At 64.9% G+C, this 25,193-nt stretch carries 26 protein-coding genes; 9 read left to right on the top strand and 17 right to left on the bottom strand.

The features are described 5' to 3' along the window. Positions 1-81 precede the first annotated feature (81 nt). The 4 genes from prmC to LB565_RS25055 all read right to left on the bottom strand — a co-directional run bounded on the left by prmC (position 82) and on the right by LB565_RS25055 (position 5,640). On the bottom strand, positions 82-951 hold the full coding sequence (gene prmC / locus LB565_RS25070; protein WP_224588638.1) for a peptide chain release factor N(5)-glutamine methyltransferase: 870 nt from the start codon (positions 949-951) through the stop codon (positions 82-84). After that, positions 944-2,023: a peptide chain release factor 1 gene (prfA, locus tag LB565_RS25065; protein ID WP_224588636.1), complete on the bottom strand. Its 1,080-nt coding sequence runs from the start codon at positions 2,021-2,023 to the stop codon at positions 944-946. Before prfA ends, prmC begins: the two co-directional genes overlap by 8 nt. A gap of 9 nt (positions 2,024-2,032) precedes the next feature. Beyond that, on the bottom strand, positions 2,033-4,303 hold the full coding sequence (gene ptsP / locus LB565_RS25060; RefSeq protein ID WP_224588635.1) for a phosphoenolpyruvate--protein phosphotransferase: 2,271 nt from the start codon (positions 4,301-4,303) through the stop codon (positions 2,033-2,035). 83 nt (positions 4,304-4,386) lie between these two features. Then, positions 4,387-5,640: an aspartate kinase gene (locus tag LB565_RS25055; protein WP_224588634.1), complete on the bottom strand. Its 1,254-nt coding sequence runs from the start codon at positions 5,638-5,640 to the stop codon at positions 4,387-4,389. A gap of 214 nt (positions 5,641-5,854) precedes the next feature. On the opposite strand from LB565_RS25055, the gene LB565_RS25050 reads away from it, so the two are divergent. Continuing rightward, a complete protein-coding gene (locus LB565_RS25050) occupies positions 5,855-6,151 on the top strand; it encodes an antibiotic biosynthesis monooxygenase family protein (protein WP_224588632.1) in 297 nt (98 codons plus the stop codon). 38 nt (positions 6,152-6,189) lie between these two features. On the opposite strand, the gene LB565_RS25045 is transcribed toward LB565_RS25050, so the two are convergent. Beyond that, positions 6,190-6,747: a putative glycolipid-binding domain-containing protein gene (locus LB565_RS25045; protein WP_224588630.1), complete on the bottom strand. Its 558-nt coding sequence runs from the start codon at positions 6,745-6,747 to the stop codon at positions 6,190-6,192. Positions 6,748-7,063: 316 nt separating this feature from the next. Here LB565_RS25045 and ubiG point away from each other — a divergent pair, with 316 nt between their 5' ends. After that, complete coding sequence (gene ubiG / locus LB565_RS25040; RefSeq protein WP_224588629.1) at positions 7,064-7,813, top strand: bifunctional 2-polyprenyl-6-hydroxyphenol methylase/3-demethylubiquinol 3-O-methyltransferase UbiG; 750 nt, start codon at positions 7,064-7,066, stop codon at positions 7,811-7,813. A 12-nt stretch (positions 7,814-7,825) separates the two neighbouring features. On the opposite strand, the gene LB565_RS25035 is transcribed toward ubiG, so the two are convergent. Continuing rightward, positions 7,826-8,779: a DMT family transporter gene (locus LB565_RS25035; protein WP_224588627.1), complete on the bottom strand. Its 954-nt coding sequence runs from the start codon at positions 8,777-8,779 to the stop codon at positions 7,826-7,828. Between the two features lie 99 nt (positions 8,780-8,878). On the opposite strand from LB565_RS25035, the gene LB565_RS25030 reads away from it, so the two are divergent. Next, positions 8,879-9,373 carry a MarR family winged helix-turn-helix transcriptional regulator gene (locus tag LB565_RS25030; protein WP_224588625.1) on the top strand — a complete coding sequence of 165 codons (495 nt, stop codon included), beginning with the start codon at positions 8,879-8,881 and terminating at the stop codon, positions 9,371-9,373. On the opposite strand, the gene LB565_RS25025 is transcribed toward LB565_RS25030, so the two are convergent. From LB565_RS25025 to LB565_RS25010, 4 genes are all read right to left on the bottom strand, one after another. Then, positions 9,370-9,795 (bottom strand): DUF1178 family protein, encoded by a 426-nt coding sequence (locus LB565_RS25025; RefSeq protein WP_224588624.1) that lies wholly within the window; start codon positions 9,793-9,795, stop codon positions 9,370-9,372. The genes LB565_RS25030 and LB565_RS25025 overlap by 4 nt on opposite strands. Beyond that, positions 9,792-10,658 (bottom strand): carbon-nitrogen hydrolase family protein, encoded by an 867-nt coding sequence (locus tag LB565_RS25020; RefSeq protein ID WP_224588622.1) that lies wholly within the window; start codon positions 10,656-10,658, stop codon positions 9,792-9,794. The genes LB565_RS25025 and LB565_RS25020 overlap by 4 nt, the downstream gene beginning before the upstream one ends. Before the next feature lie 2 nt (positions 10,659-10,660). Further along, positions 10,661-10,930 carry a glutaredoxin 3 gene (gene grxC, locus LB565_RS25015; RefSeq protein ID WP_224588621.1) on the bottom strand — a complete coding sequence of 90 codons (270 nt, stop codon included), beginning with the start codon at positions 10,928-10,930 and terminating at the stop codon, positions 10,661-10,663. Between the two features lie 76 nt (positions 10,931-11,006). Further along, complete coding sequence (locus LB565_RS25010) at positions 11,007-11,807, bottom strand: ComF family protein (protein WP_224588659.1); 801 nt, start codon at positions 11,805-11,807, stop codon at positions 11,007-11,009. 64 nt (positions 11,808-11,871) lie between these two features. Between LB565_RS25010 and LB565_RS25005 the strand changes: the two genes are divergently transcribed. After that, the gene (locus LB565_RS25005) at positions 11,872-12,744 is read left to right on the top strand and encodes a methyltransferase domain-containing protein (protein ID WP_224588620.1); all 873 of its coding nucleotides are present in this window, start codon (positions 11,872-11,874) and stop codon (positions 12,742-12,744) included. 30 nt (positions 12,745-12,774) lie between these two features. Here the strand turns inward: LB565_RS25005 and LB565_RS25000 are convergent, their stop codons facing one another. From LB565_RS25000 to argJ, 5 genes are all read right to left on the bottom strand, one after another. Continuing rightward, complete coding sequence (locus tag LB565_RS25000; RefSeq protein ID WP_411970690.1) at positions 12,775-12,954, bottom strand: Flp family type IVb pilin; 180 nt, start codon at positions 12,952-12,954, stop codon at positions 12,775-12,777. A gap of 110 nt (positions 12,955-13,064) precedes the next feature. Then, positions 13,065-13,385: a hypothetical protein gene (locus tag LB565_RS24995; protein ID WP_224588618.1), complete on the bottom strand. Its 321-nt coding sequence runs from the start codon at positions 13,383-13,385 to the stop codon at positions 13,065-13,067. 166 nt (positions 13,386-13,551) lie between these two features. Then, positions 13,552-13,974 carry a (deoxy)nucleoside triphosphate pyrophosphohydrolase gene (locus LB565_RS24990; protein ID WP_224588617.1) on the bottom strand — a complete coding sequence of 141 codons (423 nt, stop codon included), beginning with the start codon at positions 13,972-13,974 and terminating at the stop codon, positions 13,552-13,554. Then, positions 13,971-14,750 (bottom strand): GNAT family N-acetyltransferase, encoded by a 780-nt coding sequence (locus tag LB565_RS24985; RefSeq protein ID WP_224588615.1) that lies wholly within the window; start codon positions 14,748-14,750, stop codon positions 13,971-13,973. The genes LB565_RS24990 and LB565_RS24985 overlap by 4 nt, the downstream gene beginning before the upstream one ends. Further along, on the bottom strand, positions 14,750-15,991 hold the full coding sequence (gene argJ, locus LB565_RS24980) for a bifunctional glutamate N-acetyltransferase/amino-acid acetyltransferase ArgJ (RefSeq protein WP_224588613.1): 1,242 nt from the start codon (positions 15,989-15,991) through the stop codon (positions 14,750-14,752). Before argJ ends, LB565_RS24985 begins: the two co-directional genes overlap by 1 nt. A gap of 184 nt (positions 15,992-16,175) precedes the next feature. Between argJ and LB565_RS24975 the strand changes: the two genes are divergently transcribed. Continuing rightward, positions 16,176-16,769: a TetR/AcrR family transcriptional regulator gene (locus tag LB565_RS24975; protein ID WP_224588611.1), complete on the top strand. Its 594-nt coding sequence runs from the start codon at positions 16,176-16,178 to the stop codon at positions 16,767-16,769. A 60-nt stretch (positions 16,770-16,829) separates the two neighbouring features. Here the strand turns inward: LB565_RS24975 and LB565_RS24970 are convergent, their stop codons facing one another. After that, positions 16,830-17,747 carry a peptidylprolyl isomerase gene (locus tag LB565_RS24970; protein WP_224588609.1) on the bottom strand — a complete coding sequence of 306 codons (918 nt, stop codon included), beginning with the start codon at positions 17,745-17,747 and terminating at the stop codon, positions 16,830-16,832. Positions 17,748-18,011: 264 nt separating this feature from the next. Between LB565_RS24970 and secA the strand changes: the two genes are divergently transcribed. Next, entirely contained in the window at positions 18,012-20,744 is a 2,733-nt protein-coding gene (gene secA / locus LB565_RS24965; RefSeq protein ID WP_224588607.1) for a preprotein translocase subunit SecA, read from the top strand. 102 nt (positions 20,745-20,846) lie between these two features. Here secA and LB565_RS24960 read toward each other — a convergent pair whose 3' ends face one another. Further along, positions 20,847-23,432: a helix-turn-helix transcriptional regulator gene (locus tag LB565_RS24960; RefSeq protein WP_224588605.1), complete on the bottom strand. Its 2,586-nt coding sequence runs from the start codon at positions 23,430-23,432 to the stop codon at positions 20,847-20,849. A 243-nt stretch (positions 23,433-23,675) separates the two neighbouring features. Between LB565_RS24960 and LB565_RS24955 the strand changes: the two genes are divergently transcribed. From LB565_RS24955 to LB565_RS24945, 3 genes are all read left to right on the top strand, one after another. Continuing rightward, entirely contained in the window at positions 23,676-23,948 is a 273-nt protein-coding gene (locus LB565_RS24955) for a DUF4242 domain-containing protein (RefSeq protein WP_095767571.1), read from the top strand. A gap of 52 nt (positions 23,949-24,000) precedes the next feature. Further along, positions 24,001-24,210, top strand: coding sequence for a hypothetical protein (locus LB565_RS24950; RefSeq protein ID WP_224588603.1), 210 nt, complete (start codon positions 24,001-24,003; stop codon positions 24,208-24,210). 256 nt (positions 24,211-24,466) lie between these two features. Then, entirely contained in the window at positions 24,467-24,919 is a 453-nt protein-coding gene (locus LB565_RS24945; protein WP_224588658.1) for a hypothetical protein, read from the top strand. Positions 24,920-25,193 lie beyond the last annotated feature (274 nt).

Genomic DNA, 25,193 nt, shown 5'->3' with positions numbered 1-25,193 from the left:
CTTCGTCTCATCCGGTTGAGCCGGACCCTAGCTGCATTCCCCGGTATTGCCAAGCGGTTTTTTCGCGCTGCATCAGGGCTTTCAACGCTCGAACGCCAGAACTCTGTCATTGCCGCCGAGGTCCAGATAGGCTCCGGCAAGCCTGTAGCCGGCTGCCGCGAAAATCCCGTTGACCTCGTTTTTCTGCGTGTGGCCGATCTCGACCGCTACCTTGCCTTGCATTTCCAGAAATCCTGCCGCGCCGGCGGCGATGACCCTATAGGGGTCCAAACCATCCACACCGCCGTCCAAGGCCCGATGGGGGTCGAAATCGCGGACCTCGTCCTGCAGATTTCCGATCTCTCGACTGGGTATATAGGGAGGGTTCGAGGCAATTACATGGTAGCGGCCCGAAACTTTTTCGAACCAGTTGGAATGCAAGGCTTTGAAGCGCTCGCCGAGCCCCAGATTCCGGGCATTTCCGGTTGCGGTCGCCAATGCGTCGGGCGAAATGTCGACGCCTGTCGCGGTGGCCGCCGGAACGGCGCTGAGCAGCGCCAGCGCGATGGCGCCGGTGCCCGTGCCGAGATCGAGGATACGGCATTCGCCCAGCCTTTCGGCCGTTGCCCGGGCGAAGGGCAGGACGGCGTCGACCAGCGTCTCGGTGTCCGGCCGGGGCTCCAGCGTCTCCGGCGACAGCGACAGGCGCAAACCGTAGAATTCGCGGTAGCCGAGGATGCGGTGCACCGGCTCGCCTGCGACGCGACGCCTCAGGGCCGCTTCAACGGCCGAAAGCGCCGTCGAACCCACCTCGTGCCCCGGCTCGGCAATCGCCCGGGCGCGGGTCGTGCGGGAGAAATGTTCGACGATCAGCCGGGAATCGAGCGCCGGATCGTCGATGCCGGCGGCGGCCAGACGCTCGCGCGCCGCCCTGAGCAGCGGCCCGAGCGCGGCAGGCGGTCGATCAGCCATCGAGGCTCATATCGGCAAGCAGCTTCGACTGATGGTCGGCGATCAGCGCGTCGATAACCTCGTCGAGCTCGCCCATCATCACCCGGTCGAGCTTATAGAGCGTGAGGTTGATGCGGTGGTCGGTGACGCGCCCTTGCGGGAAGTTATAGGTGCGGATGCGCTCCGACCGGTCGCCCGACCCGACCTGCGACTTTCGCGACGACGAGCGCTCCTCATCCGCGCGGCTGCGCTCGATATCGTAAAGTCGGGCCCTCAGGATCTGCATGGCGCGCGCCCGGTTCTGGTGCTGCGACTTCTCCGCCTGCACCACCATGATGCCGGTCGGCAAATGGGTAATGCGCACGGCCGAATCGGTGGTGTTGACGTGCTGGCCGCCGGAGCCCGAGGCGCGCATGGTGTCGATGCGAATGTCTTCCGCCCGGATCTCGATATCGACCTCCTCGGCTTCGGGCAGCACGGCTACCGTCGCCGCCGAGGTGTGGATGCGCCCGCCGGCTTCGGTCTCCGGCACGCGCTGGACGCGGTGCACGCCGGATTCGAACTTCAGATGCGCGAAGACGCCCTTGCCCGACACCGAAGCGATGATTTCCTTGTAGCCGCCTACTTCGCCCTCGCTGGCCGACACCACCTCGAAACGCCAGCCGCGCGAGGCGGCATAGCGCTCATACATGCGGAACAGGTCGCCGGCGAACAAGGCCGCCTCGTCGCCGCCGGTGCCGGCGCGGATTTCGAGGATGGCGTTCCTCTCGTCGGCCGCGTCCTTGGGCAGAAGCAGGATCTGGATGTCTTTCTGCAGCGCCTCGATGCGGCCCTCGACCTCCGGCAGGTCCGCCTCGGCCAGCGCCCGCATGTCGGCGTCGGTCGCCTTGTCGGCCAGCATCGCCTCGAGGTCCGCCTGTTCCTGCTCGGCGGCGCGCAACGCCCGGATCTTGCCAACCATCTCCTGGATGTCGGCATATTCCGAAGCCATCTTCACATATTGATCGGCGGCGGGTCCGGCCGACATCTGCGCTTCGAGCATGTCGAAACGCTTGACGACTTGATCCATACGGTCGCGGGGCAGGTTGATCATGACGGAGTGCTATAGCGGAATCGAACGATCGTCTGCAAAGGCCTGAAGCAAGGCCCGCATCGGCGTCCCCTGGCTGGGCGCCATCAGATTGTCCCTGAAGAAGTCTTTCAGCTCCTGCAGCGGCAGCTCCGTCAGCATCGCCTTGACCGGGCCGATCGAGGCCGGCGACATCGAGATCGAGCGGAAGCCCAGGCCGATCAGCGCCATGGCCGAGATCGGCTTGCCGGCAAGTTCGCCGCAGAGCGTGACCGGCGTGTTGTTGCGCACGCCGGCATCGGCGATCGTCTTCAGCACCCGTAGGAACGGCGTCGACAGATTGTCGAAGCGGTCGGCGAGCTGAGTGTTGCCGCGATCGACGGCCATGACGAACTGGAAGAGATCGTTGGAGCCGACCGAGACGAAGTCCACCGCCTTCATCAATTCGTCGAGCTGGAACAAGAGCGAGGGCACTTCCAGCATCGCGCCGAGCTTGAGGCTGGTGGGAAGATGATGCGCGAAGCGCGATAGATGCCGGACCTCGCGGTCGATGATCTCGCGCGCCTGCGCGATTTCGGACAGCTCGGTTACCATCGGCAGCATCAGCTTCAGCTCACGGCCGCCGCAGGCCTTCAGCAGCGCCCGGATCTGCGTTCTGAGCAGGCCGGGGCGGTCGAGCGTCAGCCGGATCGCCCGCCAGCCGAGCGCCGGGTTCTCTTCCTGGATCGCACCCTTGAAGTAAGGCAGCACCTTGTCGCCGCCGATGTCGATGGTGCGGAAGGTCACCGGCTTGCCGCGCGCCGCCTCGAGGACGTCTCGGTAAAGCCGCTCCTGCGCCTCGGCGCGCGGGAAGGTCGAGGCGACCATGAACTGCAATTCGGTGCGGAAGAGTCCGATACCGGCAGCGCCTGACTCGGTCAGCTGCGGCAGATCGACCGCAAGGCCCGCATTCATCAAGAGATCGACCGGAACCCCGTCCTTCGTCAGCGACGGCTTCTTGCGCAGCTCGCGGTAGACTTCCTGCCGCCTGGCCCGGAAGCGGACTTTTTCGGCATAGGCGGCCTCGAGGTCCGACTGCGGCCGCAGGTGGATAGTGCCTTCCTCGCCGTCGACGATGATGGCATCGCCGTTTTCCGCCATGGAAACGGCGCCCTTCATCTGGCCGGCGACCGGAATACCCATTGCGCGCGCGACGATGACGACATGGCTGGTCGCGGCGCCGTCCTCCAGCACCAGGCCGCGCAGCTTGTCGCGCGGATAGTCGAGCAGTTCGGCCGCGCCCATCGAGCGGGCGACGATGATGGCGTCCTTGGGCAGCGAGGTCGCGACATCCTCCGGGCCGCGCCCCATCAGCTGACGCAGCAACCGATTGGCGAGGTCGTCGAAATCGCTCATCCGCTCGCGCAGATAGGGGTCGGTCATGTGCAGCATGCGGGCGCGCATGTCGCTCTGCACCTTCTCGACCGCTGCCTCCGCCGTCAGGCCGTTGCGGATCGCCTCTTCCAGCCGGCGCACCCAACCGCTGTCGTTGGCGAACATGCGATACGCCTCGAGCACCTCGCGATGCTCGCCTTCGAAGGCGACCTCGCGCCGCTCCAGCATGTCGTCGATGGAGAGCCGGAGCGAGCCGAGCGAGGACTGCAGCCGGCGCACCTCCTCCTCGCTGTCCTCGTTGAAGAGGTTGGTGACGACGATGCGCGGCTCGTGCAGCACGACATGGCCGAGCCCGACGCCCTCGTTGAAGGAAAGGCCGGTGAAGCTCACCGGGCGGCGCAGGTCGAGCTCCAGCCCAGGCCGGGTGAGTCGCGCGAGATCGCCGGTGGCGATCATTTCGGCGATCACCATCGCCGTGGTTTCAAGCGCCTCGACCTCGTCGTCGCGATAGTGGCGCATGGTCTTGTTCTGCACCACCAGCACGCCCAGCGTGCGCCCTGCCCTCAGCACCGGCACGCCGAGGAAGGAATTGTATATCTCTTCGCCCGTCTCCGGCAGATAGGCGAAGGCCGGATGTTCCTGGGCGTTGGAGAGGTTGAGCGGCCGCGCGCTGGCGGCGATCGTGCCGACCAGACCCTGCCCGAGCCTGAGCTGCGCCAGGTGGACGGCGTTGGGGTTCAGACCTTCGGTGGCGTAGAGTTCGAGCACCGAGTCCGCGCGCAGCACATAGAGCGAGCAGACTTCGGCGACCATGTTGGAGGCGATGTCGCGCACGATGCGGTCGAGCCGCTCCTGCGGCTCCAGCGGCTCCTGCATGAGCTCGCGAAGCCGTTTGAGCAGAACGCGCGGGCCACTGGCCGTATCACGCATCGCGGCTTGTTCTCCAATGGGCATTCCGCCCGCCGCAGTTTCTCCCGCGGCCGGCGTTCACGCAACAACTGACTCAGTTCTTGCTATTGCTTATCGAGCCCGTAGACGGAATGCAAAGTACGAACTGCAAGTTCCGTATAGGGACCGTCGATCAATATCGATATTTTGATCTCGGACGTGGTGATGGCGCGGATGTTGATCGCCTTGTCGGCCAGCGCCTTGAAGGCGGTGGCGGCGACGCCGGCGTGGCTTCTCATGCCGATGCCGATGACCGAGACCTTCGACATGCCGACTTCCGACTGCACGACATCATAACCGACTTCCGGCTTCAGCTTCTCCAGAACGGCAAGCGCCTTGTCGACATCGCCGGACGGCACGGTGAAGGTCATGTCGGTGAACTTGCCATCCTCGGAGATGTTCTGGACGATCATGTCGACATTGATGTTGGCCTCGGCCAGCGGGCCGAAGATGCCGGCGGCGACGCCTGGGCGGTCGCCGACGCGGCGCAGCGAAATTTGCGCTTCGTCCTTGGCGTAGGCAATTCCGGTGACGACCTGTTGTTCCACGATCTCTTCCTCGTCGCAAATGAGCGTTCCGGGCGGATTGAGCAAATCCCCCATTCCGGGCGCATCGGGATCGTCGAAGGACGACCGCACGAAGGTACGCACCCTGTGTACCATGGCAAGCTCGACCGAGCGCACCTGCAGCACCTTGGCGCCGAGAGAGGCCATTTCGAGCATTTCCTCGAACGAAATCTTGGCCAGTCGCCGCGCCTTCGGCTCGATGCGCGGATCGGTGGTATAGACGCCGTCGACGTCGGTGTAGATATCGCAGCGGTCGGCCTTGACCGCCGCGGCGATCGCCACGGCGCTGGTGTCGGAGCCGCCGCGGCCGAGCGTGGCGATGCGGTTGTCCGGTCCGATGCCCTGGAAGCCGGCAATCACCGCCACCTGGCCCTCGCCAAAACGCTTGACGAGGAAGGCGCCGTCGATGTCGAGGATGCGCGCCGCGCCATGCGCATTGTCGGTTTTGATCGGGATCTGCCAGCCCTGCCAGGACCGTGCATGGATGCCCATATTCTGCAGCGTTATCGCCAGAAGACCGGCCGTGACCTGCTCGCCGGAAGCGACAACGGCGTCATATTCGCGCGCATCGTGCATCGGCGAGGCTTCGCGTGTCCAGGCGACCAGTTCGTTGGTCTTGCCGGCCATGGCCGAGACCACCACGGCAACGTCGTGACCGGCATCGACCTCGCGTTTGACATGACGCGCCACATTGCGGATGCGGGCGATGTCGGCGACCGAGGTTCCGCCGAATTTCATCACGATGCGCGCCATGGAAGCGAAATGCCTTTGACTGAAGCCGGTTCGAGGCCGGAACGAGAGGAAACGCCAGGTTAAGCCCGGCGCCGGAATGCGCGGCCTCCTTAGCCAAAACAGCAAGGCTTCGCAAGCGAGCGCGGCTATCAGCGGTCCGGCACCCGTCTATCCTGACAGAATCTCGTCGTCGATCATGCCATAAGACTGACGAAACGGCCCGATGGAGATTGTCATGACCGACATCCTGGAAATCGTCACCTTCCGCCTCAAGCCCGGCACCGAAGCTGGCTTTGTCGCCAATAACGGGACCATGACCGACTGGCTCGCCCGGCAGCCGGGCTTCCTCAGCCGGCATCTCGGCCGGCGCGAGGATGGAAGCTGGGTGGACGTCGTGCGCTGGCAGAGCATGGAACAGGCTCAGGCGGCGGCCGACCGCATCATGGCCGAGATCGGCGACAGCGAGGCCATGCAGGCGATCGAGCCGGCCAGCATCGCCATGAGCCATGCCGAAATTGTCCTGTCGCGGTAGGTCCGACACCCGCTCACATGTTCTGCCAGGCAGCCGGCTCAGGCAGCGCTTTGCCACAGGCCCGGATAATCGAGGACGAAACCGGCCGACGAGACCGTCAGGATGGCCTCATAGCCGAAGGCCGGCGCGGCATAGGCGTAGCGGTTTTCGTCAAGCCGCCGATAGGTCTGGTCGAGGCGCGTGAGCCTGAGCTCGGGAAAAGCCAGGTAGGCGGCAGGAGCCGGCGTCGCCATGCCGACGCCAAGATTGAAGCGGCGGACCGCCACGAGGTTCGTGGCCGGCGTGAAGCCAAGGTCGATATCGACGAGGCCCGCGACCTCGGCGTGGCCTGCGCCGTTCAGTATCCACTGGCTGTCGGCAAGCCGCTCGATCTCGCAATGCAGCTCCTGCGTGCCGACAAAGCCGTCGACGCGCGCGAAGCGCGTGCTCCAGCCGACATCGCATTCCACCGCATAGGCGAGGCTGCAGGGCCTACCGTCATGGGCGAAGAGTGCATGGCCCTCGAGGCGCCAACCTCGGTCGGTAGCGCTAAGCAGGCAGGCATCATGGCCCTCAAGATCGAGACGGCGCCAGAGGATGGACGAGTGGGGTTGCATGATCGGGCCTCCTTCCTGGACATCATGCCTTCCATTCGTCCGACATTGCGATCGCGTTTCCGCGGCGGCCGGATCAAGCTGCCATGTGCTGACATCCGACGACAACCGGCATGCGCGGATGCTTGACGGCAACGCGTGTGGCAGCAGCCGAAAAACCCTGCCTTGACTTTTGGCGCCAAGGACCCGACTTCCTAGCGTTCCACAGCGCCGCGCGTCCTTCGGGACGCGCAGAGGACGCTGTGGCACTTTGACTTTGCGCATGATCCTTTCCGAAAATCGGTATCGATTTTCGGGGTCGTGCGCTGGAGACCAGCCTATGCCAGAGCCCCGCCGATCGACCATCGATGCCGGAGAAGTCGAGCGCTTTTCCGCCCTTGCCGCCGAATGGTGGAACCCGAACGGCAAGTTCCGTCCGCTGCACAAGTTCAATCCGGTGCGGCTTGCCTATATCCGCGACCAGGTGGCGGCGCGTTTCGGCCGCGATCCGCGCGCGGCGCGACCTTTCGAGGGCCTGCGCTTCCTCGACATCGGCTGCGGCGGCGGGCTTCTGTGCGAGCCGATGGCCAGGCTTGGCGCCGAAGTGGTCGGCGCCGACGCTTCCGCAACCAACATCGAGGTGGCGAAGCTGCATGCGGCGGAGGCCGGCGTCAGTGTCGATTATCGCGCCACCACGGCCGAGGCGCTGGCCGACGCCGGCGAGACCTTCGACGTCATCCTCAACATGGAGGTGGTCGAGCATGTCGCCGATGTCGACCTGTTCGTCGCCAAATGCGGCCAGATGGTCCGCCCCGGCGGCATCATGTTCGTCGCCACCATCAACCGCACGCTGAAGGCGCTCGGCCTTGCCATCATCGGCGCCGAATATGTCCTGCGCTGGCTGCCGCGCGGCACGCATCAGTTCGGCAAGCTGGTGCGGCCGGAAGAACTGGCAAAGGCGCTGGGCGCAGCCGGACTCACGGTGATCGACCGCACCGGCGTCATCTATCATCCGCTGGCCGATCGCTGGCAGAAGTCCAGGGATATGGACGTCAACTACATGGTGCTGGCCGAGAAAGCCTCGGTCTGAGCGCGTCAGACCTCAGGTTTCCAAAGTCCGAGGATCAGCCCGCGAGGACGCCGGCTCGATCCGAGCCGGCGCAGGCGCGCCGGCCTGGCTTTGTGCCTTGGTCGTGATGAAGACGCCGGCGGTGATGATGGCCGCACCCAGCCAGGTCAGAAGCTGGTAGTGCTCGCCCAGGAACAGCGTGCCGGCGAAAAGGCCGACGGCCGCCGCGACATAGCCGATCTGGCTGAGATAGACCGGGCCGCCGACCGCCTGCAGGCGGAAGAAGAAGGCGAACATCGCCGAGGCCGACGCAACCTGGCCGATGATGACAAGCGGCACGGCGCCGAGCGGAGCAAAGGCCTGCGTCCCCAAAAGGCCGAGGATGCCGATGAGGAGCAGCGTGGCCGAGGCCAAATGGCTGCCGACCGCAAGCTCGATCGGGCCCGTGCCTTGGGGCCAGTCGACGGTGCGGTAGACGTTGCCGGCGGCAAGGCTGACCGGGATGAGCAGCCCGATCGCCACCCAGAAATAGTCGGCCGGCTGACTGGCCTCGCCGCGGGTGAGCGCGACCATCACCGCGCCGACGAAGCCGACGGCGATGCCGACAACGCCAAGCAGATTGGGACGCCTGACGCCGAGCAGGATCGAGAACACCAGCGTGATGACCGGCGACAGCGTGAACATGATGCCGGTGTAGCCGGCGCCGAGATGCGGAATGGCCGAGAACATCAAAAGATTGGGGACGGCATAGGAAATCGCCGCGGTGACAAAGAAGTAGCGCAGCTTGTGCGGCGTCAGCCGGATGCGTTCGCCGCGCAGAAGAAGCGCAAGCAGCAGCACGCCGCCGGCGCCCAGCGAGATGACGAAGGCCCAGACCATCGCCGGCACGCCGGCCGCGGTCGCAAGCTTGCCGAACGGCAGCGTCATGCCGAGCAGACCGCCGGTCACCATCAGAAGGCCGCTCGCCGAATCCCAGAGAAGTTTCATCGGGCTGTCCTGTCGCTGCATGACCGCTTGGCGGCCGGTTCTTCTTGCGATAAGATAGCGTAAAGATTCTTTATGTCAAGATACTTTGCGGTGAGCAATATGGACCGAGCAGGCAAGGCCATGGAACAGTGGCGGCGGGAACGGCCGGATCTCGACGTGTCGCCGATGGGCGTCATCGGGCGCCTGAACGAGGCCTCGGCGCTCATCGCGCGCGACCGGCTGGCGCCGCTCTTCGCCCGCTTCGGTTTGCAGCCCGGCGAGTTCGACGTGCTGGCGACGTTGCGCCGTTCCGGCGCGCCTTACGCGCTGACGCCGACCGAACTTTATGAGGCGACGATGGTGACGTCGGGCGCCATGACCGCCCGGCTCGACCGTCTGGAAAAGGCCGGACTGATCCGGCGCGCGCCGCACCCCAGCGACAGGCGAGGTGTCGTCGTCGAGCTCACTGCGAAAGGCCGCGAGCTCACCGACGAGGCCCTTGCGGCCCATGTCGCCAACGAGCACCAGATCCTTTCAGGTCTGACGAGCGAAGACCGGGAAATGCTGGCGAACCTGCTGGAAAAACTGATCGTCAGCTTGAGCTCGCCGTCCTAGTTCCGGTCGTCCGGAAAGCTCGGGATCGGCAGGAACTCGATGCCGTCCTCGGCAAGGCTTTGCGCCTCCTCCGGCGTCGCTTCGCCATAGATGCCGCGCGGGTCGGTCTCGCCGAAATGGATCTTGCGCGCTTCCTCGGCGAACTTGTCGCCGACATAGTCGGCATTCTCGCGCACCTTCTCAGCCAGCGCCTTCAATTGAGCCAGCGCCTGCTTCTGTGCCTCGCCCATGGCCAAGGCGACCTTCTCCTGTTTGCGGGATGTGGAGACGGCCGGCGTCATCAGCGCCTTCTCGACCTTGTGCGAGCCGCAGCTCGGGCAATCGACGAAGCCGCGCTTCTTCTGGGTGTCGAAATCGTCATTGCCGCGGAACCAGGCTTCGAATTCGTGCTCGTGTTCGCAGATCAGGGAAAAACGGATCAAGAGGCAGCACCCCTGAGACGCGGCGCTTCGCTTGTCCCCCCATTGACGGTGAAATCCCGCGCATTCTTCAGATTGGGGATCTTGCGGCGCGCCGCAAGCGACTGAGCCGGATCGATCTCGGCGACGATCACGCCTGGCTCGTCATGCGCGGCCTCAGCGACGATGCGCCCCCATGGATCGACGATCAGCGAATGGCCATAGGTCTCGCGCCCGTCCTCATGCAGGCCGCCTTGCGCGGCGGCGATGACATAGGCGCCGTTCTCGATGGCGCGGGCGCGCAGCAGCACATGCCAGTGCGCCTCGCCGGTCTGGCGCGTGAAAGCGGCGGGCACCGTCAGCACCTCGGCCCCGGCCATCGTTTCGGCGCGGAACAGCTGCGGGAAACGCAGGTCATAGCAGACGGCAAAGCCCAGCCTCGTTCCGTCGATCTCGGTCACGGCTGCTTCCGTTCCCGGTTCGTAGGACGCGGATTCGCGCCAGCTCTCGCCATTGTCGAGATCGACATCGAACATATGGATCTTGTCGTAGCCGGCGATCAGCTGGCCGTCGGGCGAGAACAGGAACGCCCGGTTGGCGAGCTTGCCGTCGGCGCGCCGGATCGCGGTCGAGCCGATATGCAGATAGATGCCGAGCTCCTTCGCCAGCCCGCGCGCGGTGGCAACGATCACGTCCTTGTCCTCGGTGGCGAAGGCGGCTGCCCCCGTCTCCTTGTCGCGGATCAGCGCGCCGGTCATTTCCGGCGTCTGCACATAGGTGGCGCCCTGATGTGCGGCATCGCGGACCAGCCTTTCCATGTCGGCCGCGTTGCGCTCCGGGCTGGTCCCCGAACGCATCTGCACCGCCCCCGCCTTGAAAACGCCCATGATCAAACCCTCGCTCCGTTGGCAAGCAGCGCATCCAGCCGGCCCTGCGACTCCAATTCATGGAGGTCATCGCAGCCGCCGACATGCGTGTCGCCGATGAATATCTGCGGAAAAGTAGTGCGCCCATGCGCCCGCGAAATCATTTCCTGGCGCAATTCCGGCGAGAATGAAGCGTCGTGCTCGGTATAGGTCACGCCCTTGCGCTCGAGCAACCGCTTGGCGGCCGTGCAATAACCGCACATCATCCGCGTGTAGATCGTCACATCGACCATCAATCAGCAACCCTGCCTGTGCACATCGCCCGACAGTTGAGCGAAAACGACATGCACCAAAACAACAACTTAAGCACTATATAGTTGCAGACTCATCGGCCCGGAAGTCCCCCGGCAGGACGCGTGCGAAGGTCAGCACGTCGACCGCGCCGGCGCCGCCCCTCTTCAGCGCCTTGGCGACCGCCCGCACCGTGGCGCCGGTCGTGTAGACATCGTCGACGACCAGCACCCGGCGGCCCGCTATCTCGATTTCACCTTCCGGCGGCACGCGAAAGGCGGCGCGCACATTCTCCTCGCGCTCGTGCCGTTCGAGCCCGACCTGCTGGCGGGTCAGCTTCACGCGCCTGATAGCGGATGGCGAGAAGGGCAGCCCGCCGAGCCTTGCAACGGCCCGTCCGAGCTCCGCCGACTGGTTGAACTGGCGCCGGAAGAAGCGCCGCCAATGCAGCGGCACCGGCACGACCAGCTCGGCCTCCGCGATCAGCTCGGCGCCGGCGCGCATCATCCAGTTCGCCATCCAGGGTGCGAGGTCGGTGCGATCCTGATATTTCAGCCCTTGCACCATCTGCCGCGCGACGCCCGAATAGATGACAGCGGCCCGCGCCCGCTCGAAGGGCGGCGGATCGGCGATCGCCTCGGCGGAAAGAAACCCTTCGCCCATGTCGTGGGTGAAGGGCGTGCCCATCACCGGGCACCAGGGTTTTTCCAGCAATCTCAGCTTCGGCCAACAGGCGCCGCACAAGACGCCGGGCTGCGACACATGGCGACGGCAGCCTGCGCAAACCGGCGGGAACAACAGCCGCGCCGGCCAGGCCAGCGCCTGCCGGGCCATATCCTGGACCGCTATGGTCTTGATCTTGTGCACCGGATCGGCCACGTGAAAGGAAACCCGCGCCACCTTAACACCACTCCGGCACGCGCGGACAACAGGAAGCTTTTCATTGCAGCCCTTGATCGACACCGAGCTCTGGCTCGCGCGCAAGCGCCGGGCGCTCGCGCGCCCCGTCGAAGGCGCCGATTTCCTGATGCGCCGCGCCGCGGAGGATCTTGCCGACCGGCTGGGTGCCGTCGAACGCCGATTCGGCAAGGCGGCCGCGCTGTTCTGCCAGACATCGGCGGCGGCGGACGTGCTTGCCGATAGCGGCAAGGTCGCCGAGATCGTGCGCGTCGAGATGGACGAAGCGCTTCTGGCCGGCGGCACCGGCCTGGTGGCGCCGCCGGAAACCGTGCCGTTCGAGCAAAGCAGCCTCGATCTCGTCGTCTCCCTGCTCTCGCTGCACGCGATGAACGACATTCCCGGCGTGCTCGCGCAAATCCGCCGGGTGCTGAAACCGGACGGCCTGTTCCTGGGCGCTCTCGCCGGCGCGGGCACATTGGCGGAGTTGCGCGAAAGCATGCTTGCGGCCGAGACGGAGCTCTACGGCGGCGCAAGCCCGCGCATCCTTCCCTTCACCGACGTGCGCGACGCGGGCGCGCTGTTGCAGCGCGCCGGTCTGGCCTTGCCTGTCGCCGATGTCGAAACGGTCGCGGTACGCTACGACACGCTGTTCGATCTCGCTGCCGATCTGCGCGCGATGGGCGAAACCAGCGCTCTCGTCGATCGCGGCCGCCGGCCGGCCGGCAGACGGCTCTTTGCCCGCGCCGCCGAAATCTATGCGGAACGGTTCTCGGATCCGGATGGCCGTGTCCGCGCGAGTTTTTCGGTTGTCTGGATGTCCGGCTGGGCGCCCGACGCCTCGCAGCAAAAGCCGCTCAAGCCCGGATCGGCCAAGGTCTCGCTGAAAACTGTCCTGGAGGACGTGCGGAAGCGTTGACTGCCGCCTCTGATTGCCTGACCGGCATGCTCAGGGGGAAAAAGCTTGGACCAGTCTGCTGTTGTTATCGCTAAACAACCACTGGAGCGCATCCGCGGCCTTACCGACGCCAGCGATGATCACGAGCGACAGCACGGTGACGATAAGGCCATATTCGATAGCCGTGGCGCCCGTCTCATCTTTAATGAATTGCTGCAGCAGGTTCTTCATGGTCATCATCCCTTATGCAGAAATTCTAATGTCCTACCCGTTAAGAAAGGTTAACGGTAAAAGCTTAACAGCGAGTGAAACGCCGCTGTGCCACAAAATCATTAACCAAGTCAGCACTCGCCGCTGCGGCTGCCGTCATTGCGGATGACGCAGATTGAACTGGGCAATGGCTGCAGCACGCTGCGGCGCAGCGTATATGTATTGAGGCGATGGCCGATCGATCCGGTCGCCGTCATATCGAGCCCGCCGGCGAAGCCGTCGCGGGCGCTTTGCGGCCGGGTCTGGTTGTCCAGGAAGGGCGTTGCGATCAGCGCCAGCGCCACCGCGGCCGAGCCGAAGAGAAGCGTGACCCGCAGGATGCCCATGCCGGCGTCCACCGCGCGAAAGCCTCGGTCGGGCCGGATCGAGTCCCAGTCTCTTTCAAGGCTCATGCCGTATCTCCCAATCATCGACGACATCGCCGCGCGAAACGGCCCCGGGCAATTTTTCACGTCGAGATAAATCTTTCATTAACGCTGGCTGCGCAGCCCCGGCAAACGTGCGGAAACATTCACCGTTTCCGGGCAACGGCGGGCTGCGGCGAACTCGGCCGTGAATCTACAAAAGATCGATGAGGAACTGGATCAGCGGCGCGTCGGCCGGGGGCATCGGATAATCGCGCATCTGCCGCGGCCTGACCCATTTGAGCCTCTGCCCTTCCCTGGGCTGCGCGATCCCGCGGAAGCGGCGGCAGACATAGAGCGGCATCAAGAGATGGAAATGGTCATAGGAGTGGCTGGCGAAGGTCAGCGGCGCCAGGCACGGAATATCGGTCTCGATGCCGAGTTCCTCATGCAATTCGCGGATCAGGCACTCCTCCGGCGTCTCGCCGGGCTCGACCTTGCCGCCTGGAAACTCCCACAGGCCGGCAAGCTGCTTGCCTTCCGGGCGCTGCGCCAGGAGCACGCGCCGGTCGGTGTCGACCAGCGCGCAGGCGGCGACTAGGAGCAGGCGCTTTCCGGTTGGCTTGACCTCGCTCATGCGCCCGGCGGCCGCCGATAGTGATAGCGATAGACTTCCTCGAAGCCGAGCGACCGGTAGAGCGAAAGCGCCGGTAGATTACCGGCCTCGACCTGCAGCCAGGCCTCCCGCGCGCCGCGCAGCCGCGCCCATTTCAGCGCCGACAGGATGAGATTGCGGCCATGGCCCTTGTTGCGCGCCGTCTTTTCGGTGGCGACCTCGAACAGACCTGCGAGGTCGCCGTCATGCACGCAGATCAGCGTCGCCAGCGGCTCGTTGCCGTCTTCGAGCGCGAATAGCCCCGCCTCCGGCTGGATGGCGCCGATGACCTCGGACAGGCCGGGCCGCAGCGAGGCGTCCGAGCCGCTCGTCTTGAGCGACGCGCCGATAAAGCGGCTGATATCCTTGAGCGGTATCTGGTCCATGGCCGCGCCAAGCTCGAAGTCCTTCAGCGGCAGCCGCATGACCAGCGATTCGTCGAACCTGTTCCAGCCGGCCCTATCGAGATGCGCGGACAGCACCTGCCCCGACAGCGGCGACATGCGAAAGGTCAGCGGTCGGCCATAGGCATCGAAGCGCCTTGCGGCGCGGCCGATGCGCTCCTCGATGGCGTGCGTGTCGCCCGGATCGAGCGGATTGACCGAGTTCAGGCGTTTGGCTGGGTGCCCGGCCGTGAGCCGCACCACCCAGGTCCCGTCATAATGAACCGCCGCCGCCGGCCAGGCGCGAAAACCCGCCGCCTCGTAGCGGCGCACGACCGCCAGCACGCTTGCCGGATGCCTGGACACCGGCGCCATCAGCTCCGGTAATCGCCGTTGATGGCGACATATTCCTTGGTGAGGTCGCAGGTCCACACCGTCGCCTTGCCGCGGCCGATGCCGAGATCGGCGCGGATGCGAATGTCGTCGCGCTTCATATAGGCCGAGGTCGCTTGCTCCGAATAAGCCGGATCGCGCTCGCCCTCATGCGCCAGGCGGTTGTCGCCGAACCAGATCGACAGCCGGTCGCGGTCGGCCGGCTCGCCGGCCTTGCCGACGGCCATGACCACGCGGCCCCAATTGGCGTCCTCGCCCGCGACCGCCGTCTTGACCAGCGGCGAATTGGCGATCGAGAGCGCGATCCGCTTGGCCGAACGCGCCGATTTGGCGCCGGTGACGGTAACTTCGACCTGCTTGCGCGCGCCCTCGCCGTCGCGCACCACTTGCAGCGCCAACGACTTCAGCACCTTGCCGAGCGCCCGGCGGAACGCGCCGAGCCGCGCATCCTTCGGATCGCTGATCGCCGGCGCGCCGCGCGTTGCGGCCTTGCCGGTGGCGAAGAAAAGCAGCGTATCGCTGGTCGAGGTGTCGCTGTCGACGGTCACCGCATTGAAGGTCTTGGCCGTACCGCGCGACAACAGGTCCTGCAGCACGGGGGCCGCGATCGGCGCGTCGGTGGCGATGAAGGAAAGCATCGTCGCCATATCGGGCGCGATCATGCCGGCGCCCTTGGCGATGCCGTTGATGGTGACGTCGGTATCGCCGAGCTTCACCGTCTGGGTTGCCACCTTCGGATAGGTGTCCGTGGTCATGATGGCCTTGGCCGCCTCGGTCCACAAATCCGGCTTGCCGTCCTTGACCAGGCCGGCCAGCAGATGGCTGAACTTGGTGGCGTCGAGCGGCTCGCCGATGACGCCCGTCGAGGCCAGGAACACTTCGCTCTGCGAACATCCCGCGGCCTTGGCTGCCGCCTCGCCGGTCAGCGCGGTCGAAGCCTTGCCCTTCTTGCCGGTGAAGGCGTTGGCATTGCCGGAATTGACCACCAGCACCCGCGCCCTGCCGGCAGGCAGGTTCTGGCGGCAGAAGTCGACCGGCGCCGACGGGCATTTCGACCTGGTGAACACGCCGGCGACAGCCGTGCCCGGATCGAAGACCATGGCCAGCAGGTCGGTTCTGTTCCGGTACTTGATGCCGGCTTCGGCGGTCGCGATGCGCACACCCTCGATGGCTGGCATCTTCGGATATTTCTTCGGTGCGAGCGGCGAAATCGTAGCGGACATCGGGAACCCCGGGAAGAACACGAAAGGAAGGCCGGTTTGCCCGATAGCGCGCGCCGGCGCAAGGGGCGTTCTGGCCGTGCCTTCCCGGCGTGGCCGGGGGCTTTGCGGTTGGAAACGCGTCGTTTCGTTTCATCGCCGAAGCCAATATGATCGGCGGCAGATTCACCGGCTAAGGAAGACATCGATGGGCGAAACCGCCGCTCGCGGGCGCAAATCGATCGGCGCGAAACGCAATCCCGAGAGCGCCGATGCCATCATCAACGCCGCCGAAGCGGTGCTGCGCGAGGCTGGCTATGCCGGCTTCTCGATCGAGGCCGTCGCCCGGAGGGCGCGGGCCGGCAAGCCGACCATCTACCGCTGGTGGCCGAGCAAGGCGGCGCTGCTGATTGAGATCTACCAGCGGCAGAAGCGCGTCGAGACCCCCGACACCGGAAACATCGAGGACGATCTGGCCGGCTTCCTCGAAAATCTGTTCGCGCATTGGCGCGACACCCCGTCGGGCAACATCTTCCGTTCGCTGATCGCAGAGGCCCAGTCGGACGAGACAGCGGCCGCTGCGCTTGCCGAATATTCGAAAGGACGCCGCAGCCATACCGGCCGGATGATCGAGCGCGCCAAGGCGCGGGGCGAGGTGGCAGCCGATGTCGATGCCGGGATCGTCGCCGACCTGATCGCTTCCTTCGCCTGGCGGCATCTGCTGACCGAACGGCTCGACGAGGACGAGGCGACGATCCGCGCGGCCGTGCGCTATATCGCGCGGGGAATAGTGAGCGCCTGAGCCCGAAAAGCGAAAGGGCGCCCGAAGGCGCCCTTTGCAGGATACCCAGCCGATAGCGGATTACTTGCTGCCTTCCAGCGCGTCGACGTCCTTCTTGAGCTTCTCGTCCGGAATCTCGACCTTGGCGGCTCCGCGCAGGTCCTTGACCATGGCGAAATACTTGTCGCGGATCACCGCCTGCTTGGCCTGGTCCTTGACGTCGTCGAAGGCCGGCGGCTGCTTGGCGCGCTTGTCTTCGAGCTTGATGACGTGCCAGCCGAATTGCGTCTGCACCGGTTCCTTAGTGTACTTGCCGACGTCGAGCGCGAAGGCCGCCTTGTCGAATTCCGGCACCATCTGGCCTGGTCCGAACCAGCCGAGATCGCCGCCATTGGTTTTGCCCGAGGGATCATTGGTATGCTCGTTGGCGAGCTTCTGGAAGTCGGCGCCGCCGTCAAGCTGCTTGATGATCGCCGCGGCCTCTTCCTTGGTCTTCACAAGGATGTGACGCGCATGCACTTCATTGACCGGCGGCGTGTTGGCGATCTCCTGGTCGTAGCGGGCGCGCACTTCGGCGTCCGTCACCTTGTCGACCACTTCCTTCTCGACCACCTCGCCATGCAGGGCGCGCGCCTGCAGGAAAGCCATGCGGCGCTGGAAGTCGGCGTCCTTGTCGAGGCCCGCATCGACCGCCTTCTTGGCCATAACGCGGATTTCGATCGCCGCCGAAAGGGCGGCCGCGCGGCGCTGGTCGGGCGGCAGTTGCGCGAACTGCTGCGACAGTTCGCCTTCGGCGAGCTGAAGATCGGCCTCGGTCAGCTTCTCGCCATTGATGGTGGCGACCACGGCATTGGGATCGACCGGCTTCGCGGGCGCAGCGGCGGGCGCTGCGGCATCCGGCTTGGTCTCCTGCGCCATCAGCGGCGACAGGCAAAGAGCCGAGAGCCCGAAGGCCAGACCGAGACTGGCGAGCGAGGCGCGGCGGAACGACAGGGACATCGAGATGAACTCCAAGGGGATTGCCAATAAGGATCGCGTGAGCGAAAGGGTTCCAGATCAGTCGGATTGTGGCGGAATTTGGCGCTACCCATAGGGCTAACGCGGCGTTGACATCGATTGAGCCCCCTCTTATCTGTCCAACGACTTGGCGTCCAGAACCGTTTTCCGGGCGCTTTTTGCGTTTGTCCGCATTCACGCGGATTTGATGGGCCCGCCAGGTGCCTGTCGCAAACGGCCAAAATTGCTATCGAAAGGGACCATTGGATGGTCAGTCTCGGCGGTCTCGCCCGTAAGGTTTTCGGTTCTTCCAACGACCGCCGTGTCAAGTCGACCCGGCCCAGGGTCGAAGCCATCAACGCCATGGAAAACGAGATGCGGGCGCTTTCCGACGCCGAGCTCGCCGGGCGCACGGAGAAATTCCGCCAGGATCTGGCCAACGGCGCTTCGCTCGAAGATCTCTTGGTTCCGGCCTTCGCCACGGTACGCGAAGCGGCCCGCCGCGTGCTCGGCATGCGGCCTTTCGACGTCCAGTTGATCGGCGGCATGGTGCTTCACAATGGCGGCATCGCCGAGATGCGCACCGGCGAGGGCAAGACGCTGGTCGCGACCTTGCCCGTCTACCTCAATGCGCTCGCCGGCAAGGGCGTGCATGTCGTCACCGTCAATGACTATCTCGCCAAGCGTGACGCCGAATGGATGGGCCGCGTCTACAAATTCCTCGGCCTGACCGTCGGCATCATCGTCCACGGCCTTTCCGACGAGGAACGCCGCGAGGCCTACGCCTGCGACGTCACCTATGCCACCAACAACGAGCTCGGCTTCGACTATCTGCGCGACAACATGAAGTATGAGCGCTCGCAGATGGTGCAGCGCGGTCATTCCTACGCCATCGTCGACGAGGTCGATTCCATCTTGGTCGACGAAGCGCGCACGCCGCTGATCATTTCCGGTCCTCTCGAGGACCGCTCGGAAATGTACAACACCATCGATGCCTTCATGCTGAAGCTCGGCCCGGCCGACTACGAGGTCGACGAGAAGCAGAAGACGACGATCTTCACCGAGGACGGCACCGAGAAGCTGGAAAACATGCTGCGCGACGCCGGCCTGTTGAAAGGCGAGTCGCTCTACGACGTCGAGAACGTCGCCATCGTCCATCACGTCAACAACGCGCTGAAGGCGCATCTGTTGTTCCAAAAGGACAGGGACTACATCGTGCGCAACGGCGAGATCGTCATCATCGACGAGTTCACCGGCCGCATGATGCCTGGACGCCGTTATTCGGAAGGCCTGCACCAGGCCCTTGAAGCCAAGGAGCATGTGCAGATCCAGCCGGAGAACCAGACGCTGGCCTCCGTCACCTTCCAGAACTATTTCCGCCTCTACAAGAAGCTTGCCGGCATGACCGGCACGGCGCTGACCGAGGCCGAGGAATTCGCCAACATCTACAATCTCGAAGTCACCGAGATCCCGACCAACCTGCCGGTCGCCCGCAAGGACGAGGACGACGAGGTCTACCGGACGGTGGAAGAGAAATACAAGGCGATCGTCAAGGAAATCAAAGACGCGCGCGACCGTGGCCAGCCGATCCTGGTCGGCACCACCTCGATCGAGAAATCCGAGCTGCTTGCCGAGCGCTTGCGCAAGGAAGGCATCAAGGACTTCGAGGTGCTGAACGCCCGTCACCATGAACGGGAGGCATCCATCGTCGCCCAGGCCGGCAAGCCCGGCGCCATCACCATCGCCACCAACATGGCCGGCCGCGGCACCGACATCAAGCTCGGCGGCAATGCCGAGATGCGCATCGCCGAGGAACTCGGCGACATGCCGGCCGGGCCGGAGCGCGAGGCGCGGGAAAAGGAAATCCAGGATGATGTCGAGCGCCTGAAGGAAAAGGCGCTGGCCGCCGGCGGCCTCTATGTTCTGGCGACCGAACGCCACGAATCGCGCCGCATCGACAACCAGCTGCGTGGCCGCTCCGGCCGCCAGGGCGATCCGGGCCGCTCGAAATTCTTCTTGTCGCTGCAGGATGATTTGATGCGCATCTTCGGCTCCGAGCGCATGGACGGCATGCTGCAGAAGCTCGGCCTCAAGGAAGATGAGGCGATCATCCATCCGTGGATCAACAAGGCACTGGAGAAGGCGCAGAAGAAGGTCGAGGCGCGCAACTTCGATATTCGCAAGAACCTCCTGAAATATGACGACGTCTCGAACGACCAGCGCAAGGTGGTGTTCGAGCAGCGCATCGAGCTGATGGACGGCGAAGGCCTGTCGGAGACGATCGCCGAAATGCGCGAAGGCGTCATCGAAGAGATCGTCACCAAGAACATTCCCGAAAACGCCTATGCCGAGCAGTGGAACGTCGCCGGCCTCAAGGAGGAAGTGGCGCAGTATCTCAATCTCGACCTGCCGATCGAGGAATGGGTCAAGGAAGAGGGCATCGCCGAGGACGATATCCGCGAGCGCATCACCGCTGCGGCGGACGCCGCCGCCAAGGAGCGCGCGGACCGCTTCGGTCCGGACGTGATGAACTATGTCGAACGTTCGGTGGTGCTGCAGACGCTCGACCATCTGTGGCGCGAGCACATCGTCAATCTCGATCATCTGCGCTCGGTCGTCGGCTTCCGCGGCTACGCCCAGCGCGACCCGCTGCAGGAATACAAGAGCGAAGCCTTCGAGCTGTTCCAGGGCATGCTCGGCAATCTGCGCCAGGCCGTCACCGCGCAATTGATGCGCGTCGAGCTGGTGCGCCAGGCGGCCGACGCGCCGCCGCCCGAAGCCCCGGAGATGTTCGGCAGCCATATCGACGGCTCGACCGGCGAGGACGATTTCCAGGGCGGCGAGACCGCGCTTCTGATGCGTCAGGACACCAGCGCCGTCGTCGCGCCGGAAAACCGCGACCCGAAGAACCCTGCGAGCTGGGGCAAGGTCGGCCGCAACGAACTCTGCCCCTGCGGCTCCGGCAAGAAGTACAAGCACTGCCACGGCGCCTTCGCCTGACGCCTATTTCCTTCTCCCTGTTCAACGGGGAGAAGGTGCCCGAAGGGCGGATGACGGGCAGCGCCGGGGCCGGCGGTTTCCTGCAGGCGCAGAAAACAAGCCTCACACCAGGCCTGACGCGCGCGCCGCGGCCGCCGCCTCGCCGCGCGAGATGACTTCCAGCTTCTCCAGCACCGCCGAGACATGGTGATCGACCGTCTTGGGCGAAATCGTCAGATGCGCGGCGATCTTCTTGTTGGAAAAGCCTCGCTCGAGAAGTTCCAGCACTTCCATCTGGCGCTGCGTGAGGCCGGCCTGGTTGGCGCGTGTCGCCTGCCTTGGCCCTCTTGCAATGTGGATCAACCCGCTCTGCCGCATGAGGCCGCGCACATGCAGCGCCACCGGCCTTGCGCCGAGCGCCTCGAAACCATCGAGCGCCTCGCGCCGCGCTGCCTCGTCGCCCTTCAGCAACGCCAGCGCCCGCTCGAAGGGGGCGCCCATTTTCGCCCAGAGCGCGGCGGCGGCACGCCAGTCACCAAGCAGTTGCAGGCGATGCGGCACAGCCATTCCGTCGGTGTCGCCGGGATCGCTTTCAGGCAGCAAAAGCTGCCGCCATACCGCCAATTCGCCAAACACCGCCCGCGTCGGCGCAAGGCTTTCGGCAAGAGCGATGAGGCGCAGCGCTTCCTCCCTGTTCCCCTCGCCCAGCCATGCCAGTTCGGCCATCACCGAGGCGAAGGGCACAAGCCGTTGCAGCTCCATGCCCTTGTCGAGAAACAGCCTCATCTCGTCGAGAACCGGCTCGGCCGACGGGTCTCCCCTGCGGATGCGCAAGCGGGCCAGCGCGACGAGTGAGGGATAGCGTACCAACGGCGTCGTTGCTTCATCGTCGACAACCTCATGCGCCATGGCCGCGGCATCGTCCCAATGGCCGAGCCTGAGCAGAAGCTGCGCCTGCACGCCGCGCATGTAGTCGCGCCAGGTCGCGAGATCGTTCTCGACGCAATAGCCGATGCCGCGATCCAGGAACGCCGCCGCTTCGTCGAAGTTAAGCCTGTTCATCTCGACGCAGGCGCAGTTGGTGAAGGCGCGCGCGGCATGCTCCTGAAAGTTGCCCGACAGCGCAATTCCAAGGCTGCGGGCGAGATCGCGCCGCCCCTTGGCGAAATTCAGCCATTGCCCGGCCGCCCCAACATTGTTGAGGGCGTGGCAAAGGATGTCCGGTCGGTTGAGCCGCTCCGCCAGTTCGACGGCCTTGCCGCCGAACCTAAGCGTCTCATCGAGCCGCTCGGCCAGCATCGCCAGCTGCGAGAGATTGGAATAGGCCATGGCGAGTTCGGGACTGTCGGGCGCCGTTTCCAGAAGCTCCATGGCCTGTGATCCGAACCGGTCCGCCGACTCGCGGTCGCCGAGCAGATAGGCGAAGCGTGACAAGCACCTGAGGCTGTCGCCTTCCTTCAGCCGATCGCCCAGCGTCTGGCGCAGCTGGCGCGCGCGGCCTTGCGCTTCCATCGCCGTGTCGACGCGGCCGATCAGGTGGCACTCGAAGGCATGGCCTTCGTAAAGCTCCGCCTGCTTGTCGATCGGCAGAGTATCCGCGTAACGCAGGGCGACCTCGTAATAGCCCGCCGCATCGCGATGCGCGCCGACGCGGGATGCCTCACGCGCGGCGACCGGCGCGAGCTCGCGCACCACGTCCAGGTTTTGCGCTTCCACGGCATGATGCACCAACCTTGCGGTGGCGACCTGCGGATTGTCCCGCAGGGCTGCCAGGGCGCGCTCATTGTACTCCCGCCGTTTGCTGGGCGTCAGCGCCATCTCGATGGCCGTACGGGCGATCTCGTGCCGGAAGGCATAGCCATCGCCGAAATCCTCGAGCAGGCCGTGGGCCACGCATTCGGCGAGTTGGCCGGCGGCGGCAATTCCGCAAAGGCCGCTCAGCGCCCAGGCATCGGCGCGGCGCGGAAACACCGAGACCGCGTCGAGCATCGAGCGGGCGCCCGGCGACAATCTTTCGGCGCGCGCCAGCACGGCGTTGCGGACGCTCGCCGGCAACGCGCCATCGACTACGGCGGCGAGCAGCTCGGTGACGAAGAAGGCATTGCCCGCCGTTGCGCGGTAGATCGCGTTGCCGTCGCGCTCGGCCGCGGCGGCAAGCGAGAGCACCGCGCTTTCGCTGAGCAGCGGCACTTCTATGCGCTGGATATTGCCGGCGGGTATCTCGCCGAGCGCCCGGCGCACGCGCATCTGTCCTTCGCTGCGGTCGGTGCGCGCCGTGATCAGAAGCAGGATGTGCGTGTTTGCAATGCGCCGGCCGAGGAAACGCACGAAATCGAGCGTCGCGTCGTCGGCCCAGTGCAGGTCCTCGATGACGAGCAGGCATGGGCCTTTCGCCTCGAAGACGTCGAGCGCCTCGGAAAACAATGGCAGCCGCTGCACCTGGCGGTCGTCGATCGCCCGCGGCGGCTCCCACTGCGCCTCGCGGGCCAGATCGTAAAGCGGCCCCAGCGGATCCGGAATGGAGAGGTCCTCGCAGGCGCTGCGAAGCACGGTCAGTCCCTCGCCCAAGCGGCTTGCGAACGCCTCGGCCAGCGCCGTCTTGCCGGCGCCGGCCTCACCCGACAGGACCACGACGCGGCCGCGGCCGCCTGTTGCATCCGCCAGCAAGGCATTCATTTGCTGCAGTTGCGTCTGCCGTTCCAGAAGCATCGTCACTCTCTCACGAAATCAGAATTTCCATCGTGGCGGGCCGCCGCCGCGATAACGCGGGAAACGACACCGAAATGTGACTTTCCACACATTGAGGTGCCATCTTCCACATAAAACGTCGCAAAGATAGGGAATCGTCCCGGCCAATATGGGGAATGGCTCCGATGCGCGCCTTCCGCGAAGGTGATTTCTGCTGGGTCGCGCTTGAACCGAGCGCAATTCACCAATGAAAGGAAATCGATCGTGCCTCGTTACCTGATTGAACGTACCTTCCCCGATGGGCTTCACGTGCCGATGAACGATGCCGGCGCAACCGCGATGGGCGGCGTCATCGCCCGCAACGCAGAGAAAGGCGTCACCTGGGTGCAATCCTTCGTCTCGCCGGACAAGAGCAAGAGCTTCTGCATTTACGATGCGCCCTCGCCGGAGGCGATCCGCAGCACCGCGCAGAAGAATTCGCTTCCCGTCGACAAGATCACGGAGGTCCGGGTCCTCGACCCCTACTTTTATCGCTGATCGGGCAGACCATGTCGGGCAGACCATACCCGTCGCCGGCGGACCTGACGCCGTGCCAGAGGACGAGGCTGTATCCGCCGCGGCGGATAATGTCCCGCCACGGCGCGGCTTCATGCGGCGGGCTGTGTCGGCGTTGCTTTCGCCCCTGCGAAACCCGCGTCGCCTTCTGCCACCGCAGGACGATTACCTGAAGCGCGACATCGGCCTGCATGAGCGGGAAAACCCGCGCGAGTACTGGGAATATTGGTGGCATCATCGCTGATCCCGCACCGGGCAATTCCAGGAAAACTGCGCAGCGGTTTTCCGTGCGGAATTGCGCAAAACAAAGACTTGGAGCGGTTCGTTCGGTGAACCGCTCCGGTCGGGATCAGCGACCATCCTTTTTATCGACAAGCGCCGCCGGCGTTCGGGGTAGGCCTTACCGGCCGACTGCCGCCGCTTGCGCACCTCAATTGGAGAGACAAATGAACATTCAGACCTTGACCAAATGCGTTATCGGCGCTTCTGCCTCGATCATCATGCTGATGGCGGGCGCGGCCACGGCAGAAACCGTCAATCCGCTCGCCGAAAAGGTGCGGGCGCTCGACAGCCGCTTCGAGGACGTCGCGGTGGCGAAAGCCGAAGGCTACGCGCCGATCCCCTGCGCCAGCGGCCTTACCGGCGGCGCGATGGGCATCCACTACGTCAATGCCGCCTATCTGAAGGACGATGCCGTTGACGTCGCCAAGCCGGAAGCGGTGATGTACGAGCCGATGGCCGACGGCACGCTGAAGCTGATCGCGGTCGAATACATCACCGCGAAGGGCCCGGCCTCGCTCGAAGGCCATCTGTTCAACTTCAACACCGCGCCCAACCGCTACGGCCTCGGCCCCTTCTACGAGCTGCATGTCTGGGCCTGGAAGCAGAACCCCACCGGCGCCTTCGCCGACATGAACCCGAACGTGTCGTGCGATGCGATGAAGGGGATGTGAGCAGCGCCTTTTCCTTCTCCCCGTTTCACGGGGAGAAGGTGGCCCGAAGGGCCGGATGAGGGGCGGCGCCGGCGTTTGCGATTGGCCGCCCCTCGTATCTGACAGAGGATAATCACTCTGTTTAGGACCCCTCCCGCAAAGAGACCTCTTCGACACGCGGTTCATCCCAAATTTCCGAGGCGGGCGCCGCCCCTCATCCACCTGTCGGCACCTTCTCCCCGTGAAACGGGGAGAAGGAAAAGCCTGCGCCCCACCCACCCTTTCTTAAGGTGTT

Origin of the sequence: Mesorhizobium sp. CA14 (assembly GCF_020165195.1) — a bacterium.
GTDB lineage: Bacteria > Pseudomonadota > Alphaproteobacteria > Rhizobiales > Rhizobiaceae > Mesorhizobium.
Note: the sequence above shows the minus strand (reverse complement) of the source record. Positions and strands in the feature narration are given on the sequence as shown.